The organism is Microcoleus sp. D3_18a_C4 (assembly GCF_036702415.1).
In the GTDB taxonomy this organism is placed as follows: Bacteria; Cyanobacteriota; Cyanobacteriia; order Cyanobacteriales; family Microcoleaceae; genus Microcoleus.
The window spans coordinates 1-5,344 of record NZ_JAUBTI010000191.1 but is presented as its reverse complement, the minus strand read 5'-3'; the positions used below and the strand labels follow the sequence as shown (position 1 = coordinate 5,344).

At 50.9% G+C, this 5,344-nt stretch carries 2 tRNA genes and 3 rRNA genes; all 5 read right to left on the bottom strand.

The features are described 5' to 3' along the window. Nucleotides 1-6 precede the first annotated feature (6 nt). The 5 genes from rrf to QUB16_RS32805 all read right to left on the bottom strand — a co-directional run bounded on the left by rrf (nt 7) and on the right by QUB16_RS32805 (nt 5,253). Nucleotides 7-121: ribosomal RNA gene (gene rrf, locus QUB16_RS32825) — 5S ribosomal RNA — on the bottom strand. 79 nt (nt 122-200) lie between these two features. Beyond that, nucleotides 201-3,083 (bottom strand): 23S ribosomal RNA (locus QUB16_RS32820). 185 nt (nt 3,084-3,268) lie between these two features. Then, nucleotides 3,269-3,344 (bottom strand) — tRNA-Ala (locus QUB16_RS32815). A 99-nt stretch (nt 3,345-3,443) separates the two neighbouring features. Then, a tRNA-Ile gene (locus tag QUB16_RS32810) sits at nt 3,444-3,520 on the bottom strand. A 208-nt stretch (nt 3,521-3,728) separates the two neighbouring features. Further along, nucleotides 3,729-5,253 (bottom strand): 16S ribosomal RNA (locus QUB16_RS32805). The 16S, 23S and 5S rRNA genes sit together here with 2 tRNA genes alongside, the layout of an rRNA operon. Between the last annotated feature and the right edge of the window lie 91 nt (nt 5,254-5,344).

Sequence of the window (5,344 nt, the reverse complement as noted above, 5' to 3'; positions counted from 1 at the left end):
TTGGGAGCCTGGCGGTGAACTACTCTCGCATGGCATCTGCCACACTACCATCGTCGCGGCTGCGTTTCACTTCTGAGTTCGGAATGGAGTCAGGTGGTTCCACAGCGCTATTGCCACCAGGCAAAAACTGTTTTTATGTCTTTAACAAGCAAGCTAGATAGAATTCTTTATCACACCATCACAAACACCTTGGGCGTTGTATGGTTAAGCCTCTCGGGCAATTAGTATGAGTTAGCTTAACGTGTCACCACGCTTCCACACCTCACCTATCAACGTTGTGGTCTCCAACGACCCTTATGTGTACTCAAGGTACAAGGGATGACTCATCTTTTGGCCGGCTTCCCGCTTAGATGCTTTCAGCGGTTATCCGTTCCGAACATAGCTACCGGGCAGTGCCATTGGCATGACAACCCGAACACCAGCGGTTCGTTCACTCCGGTCCTCTCGTACTAGGAGCAACTCCAATCAATCATCCAACGCCCACGGCAGATAGGGACCGAACTGTCTCACGACGTTCTAAACCCAGCTCGCGTACCACTTTAAATGGCGAACAGCCATACCCTTGGGACCGACTTCAGCCCCAGGATGTGATGAGCCGACATCGAGGTGCCAAACACCGCCGTCGATATGAACTCTTGGGCGGTATCAGCCTGTTATCCCCGGAGTACCTTTTATCCGTTGAGCGATGGCCCTTCCATACAGAACCACCGGATCACTAAGACCTACTTTCGTACCTGCTCGACGTGTCTGTCTCGCAGTTAAGCTGGCTTCTGCCTTTGCACTAACCGTACGATGTCCGACCGTACTTAGCCAACCTTCGTGCTCCTCCGTTACTCTTTAGGAGGAGACCGCCCCAGTCAAACTACCCACCAGACACTGTCCGCAATCCCGATTAGGGACCCACGTTAGAACATCAAACATACAAGGGTGGTATTTCAAGGACGACTCCATCAGAACTGGCGTTCCAACTTCAAAGTCTCCCACCTATCCTACACATGTAGGGTCAATGTTCAGTGCCAAGCTATAGTAAAGGTTCACGGGGTCTTTCCGTCTAGCCGCGGGTATACGGCATCTTCACCGCAATTTCAATTTCACTGAGTCTCTGGTGGAGACAGCCTGGCCATCATTACACCATTCGTGCAGGTCGGAACTTACCCGACAAGGAATTTCGCTACCTTAGGACCGTTATAGTTACGGCCGCCGTTTACCGGGGCTTCGATCAAGAGCTTCGCTTGCGCTAACCCCATCAATTAACCTTCCGGCACCGGGCAGGTGTCACACCCTATACGTCCTCTTACGAGTTTGCAGAGTGCTGTGTTTTTAATAAACAGTTGCAGCCAGCTGGTCACTGCGACTCTCATAGGCTTACGGAGCAAGTCCTTCACCCACAAGAGCGTACCTTCTCCCGAAGTTACGGTACTATTTTGCCTAGTTCCTTCACCAGAGTTCTCTCAAGCGCCTTGGTATGCTCTACCTGACCACCTGTGTCGGTTTCGAGTACGGTCGACAATACCTGAAGCTTAGAGGCTTTTCCTGGAAGCGTAGCGTCAACAGCTTCACCACCGTAGTGGCTCGTCTCGTGTCTCAGAATATAGGGAACCGGATTTGCCTAATCCCCCTTCCTACGCACTTTCACATGGACTACCAACGCCATGCCTGCCTAGCTTTCTCCGTCCCCCCATCGCAGTATTGTCGGTACGGGAATATTAACCCGTTTCCCATCGACTACGGCTTTCGCCCTCGCCTTAGGGGCCGACTTACCCTACCCTGATTAGCATGGGATAGGAACCCTTGGTCTTCCGGCGGGGAAGTTTTTCACTCCCCTTATCGTTACTTATGTCAGCATTCGCACTTCTGATACCTCCAGCACCCCTCACGAGATACCTTCAACGGCTTACAGAACGCTCCTCTACCACTTGCACTTAGTGCAAGTCCACAGCTTCGGTGCATGGTTTAGCCCCGTTACATCTTCCGCGCAGACCGACTCGACTAGTGAGCTATTACGCTTTCTTTAAAGGGTGGCTGCTTCTAAGCCAACCTCCTAGCTGTCTATGCCTTTCCACATCGTTTTCCACTTAACCATGACTTTGGGACCTTAGCTGGTGGTCTGGGTTGTTTCCCTTTTCACGGCGGACGTTAGCACCCGTCGTGTGTCTCCCGAGTAGTACTCATTGGTATTCGGAGTTTGCAAAGGGTTGGTAAGTCGGGATGACCCCCTAGCCTTAACAGTGCTCTACCCCCAATGGTATTCGCTCGAGGCGCTACCTAAATAGCTTTCGAGGAGAACCAGATATCTCCGAGCTTGATTAGCCTTTCACTCCGATCCACAAGTCATCCCCAAATTTTTCAACATTTGTGGGTTCGGTCCTCCAGTTAGTGTTACCCAACCTTCAACCTGCTCATGGATAGATCGCCCGGTTTCGGGTCTACACCCTGCAACTATTCGCCCAGTTAAGACTCGGTTTCCCTACGGCTCCCCTATTCGGTTAACCTCGCTACAGAATGTAAGTCGCTGACCCATTATACAAAAGGTACGCAGTCACCCAACAAGTGGGCTCCCACTGCTTGTACGTACACGGTTTCAGGTTCTATTTCACTCCCCTAACAGGGGTTCTTTTCGCCTTTCCCTCACGGTACTGGTTCACTATCGGTCAGTCAGGAGTATTTAGCCTTGGAGGATGGTCCCCCCATGTTCAAACAGGATACCACGTGTCCCGTCCTACTCGTTTTCATTGATAAAGCCTTTTCGTGTACGGGGCTATCACCCTGTATCGCCGCACTTTCCAGAGCGTTCCACTAACGCTTTATCAACTTAAGGGCTAGCCCCCGTTCGCTCGCCGCTACTAAGGGGATCTCGGTTGATTTCTTTTCCTCGGGGTACTTAGATGTTTCAGTTCTCCCGGTTCGCCTCGTATGACTATGTATTCATCATACGATACCTGATAAATCAGGTGGGTTTCCCCATTCGGACATCTGTGAGTCTAACGTCTCTTACCGACTTCTCACAGCTTTTCGCAGGTTAGCACGTCCTTCATCGCCTCTGACTGCCAAGGCATCCACCGTGTACGCTTAGTCACTTAACCATACAACCCCAAAATGTCTGGAATCGTAGGTGTGATAAGGTTCACAAATAAATATTGTTACCTTGTTTTCTTTCTATCAGCTTGCCAATTTGTTAAAGAGCACTTCGAGCATAAAGCTCAAAGAGAAATACTTCACAACGAAGAACTTGTCTTTGAGTTTTCAAACAGTAGTCATTCACAAGGAATGGTGGAGTTAAGCGGGATCGAACCGCTGACCTCCTGCGTGCAAGGCAGGCGCTCTCCCAGCTGAGCTATAACCCCATTTCTTGAACCGGGAATTTGCGTTTTAGCCAAGGCACTTTGAACCGAAGCATACTTAAAGTATGTGAGGTTTAAAGTAACGCGGGATAAAGCGCAAATTGGTTGGTCTGAGTAGACTCGAACTACCGACCTCACCCTTATCAGGGGTGCGCTCTAACCACCTGAGCTACAGACCAGCTCTAACTTGTCTGTTTGAATTATCGCTTCGTTGCATCCATCACTCATTCAGTCATGTACTGCTCGTACACTCCTTCATTCGCTCAGGCTGCGCCTTGCGCTAAACCAAACATCCGGCGTTATCCTCGCGGATAGCGCTTTTACTGTTTGCTCTACGTATCAATCAATCATCTGTGTGGACACTACACGAACTAAATCTGCTTTAGGTAAGGAGGTGATCCAACCCCAGGTTCCCCTAGGGTTACCTTGTTACGACTTCACCCCAGTCATGAATCACAAAGTGGTAAGCGCCCTCCCGAAGGTTAAGCTACCTACTTCTTTTGCAACCCACTCCCATGGTGTGACGGGCGGTGTGTACAAGGCCCGGGAACGTATTCACCGCAACATTCTGATTTGCGATTACTAGCGATTCCGACTTCACGCAGTCGAGTTGCAGACTGCGATCCGGACTACGATACGCTTTAAGAGATCCGCTCACTGTCGCCAGCTTGCCTCCCTCTGTACGTACCATTGTAGCACGTGTGTAGCCCTACTCGTAAGGGCCATGATGACTTGACGTCGTCCCCACCTTCCTCCGGTTTATCACCGGCAGTCTCCCTAGAGTTCCCGACTTAACTCGCTGGCAACTAAGGATAGGGGTTGCGCTCGTTGCGGGACTTAACCCAACATTTCACAACACGAGCTGACGACAGCCATGCAGCACCTGTCTTACGGTTCCCGAAGGCACAACCGCATCTCTGCAGTCTTCCGTAGATGTCAAGAGTAGGTAAGGTTCTTCGCGTTGCGTCGAATTAAACCACATGCTCCACCGCTTGTGCGGGCCCCCGTCAATTCATTTGAGTTTTAATCTTGCGACCGTACTCCCCAGGCGGTCTACTTAGTGCGTTAGCTGCGCTACTCACATCACAAGGACACGAACAGCTAGTAGACATCGTTTACGGCGTGGACTACCAGGGTATCTAATCCTGTTTGCTCCCCACGCTTTCGCACCTGAGCGTCAGTGTTGTGCCAGGGGGCCGCCTTCGCCACTGGTATTCCTCCAAATCTCTACGCATTTCACCGCTACACTTGGAATTCTACCCCCCTCTCACACACTCTAGTTCCCCAGTTTCAAATGCAATTCCCAGGTTGAGCCCGGGGCTTTCACATCTGACTTAAAAAACCGCCTACGTGCGCTTTACGCCCAGTAATTCCGATTAACGCTTGCACCCTCTGTATTACCGCGGCTGCTGGCACAGAGTTAGCCGGTGCTTCTTCTGCGAGTAACGTCAAAAATGCATGCTATTAACATACATCCCTTCCTCCTCGCTGAAAGTGCTTTACAACCCGAAGGCCTTCTTCACACACGCGGCATGGCTGGATCAGGCTTGCGCCCATTGTCCAATATTCCCCACTGCTGCCTCCCGTAGGAGTCTGGACCGTGTCTCAGTTCCAGTGTGGCTGATCATCCTCTCAAACCAGCTAGAGATCGTCGCCTTGGTGAGCCATTACCTCACCAACTAGCTAATCCCACGTAGGCGCATCCGATAGCATGTGGCCCGAAGGTCCCACACTTTGGTCCGTAGACATTATGCGGTATTAACAGTCGTTTCCAACTGGTATCCCCCTCTATCGGGCAGCTTCCTACGCATTACTCACCCGTCCGCCGCTAGGTCCGAAAACCCCGCTCGACTTGCATGTGTTAGGCCTGCCGCCAGCGTTCAATCTGAGCCATGATCAAACTCTTCAATTAAAGTTTAATTGCTACCGAAGTAGCTGCTCAGTATCACTGACTTAAAACGTCTGCTCTTTCGAACAGATTTCTGTATAAGTCACTTCACTGA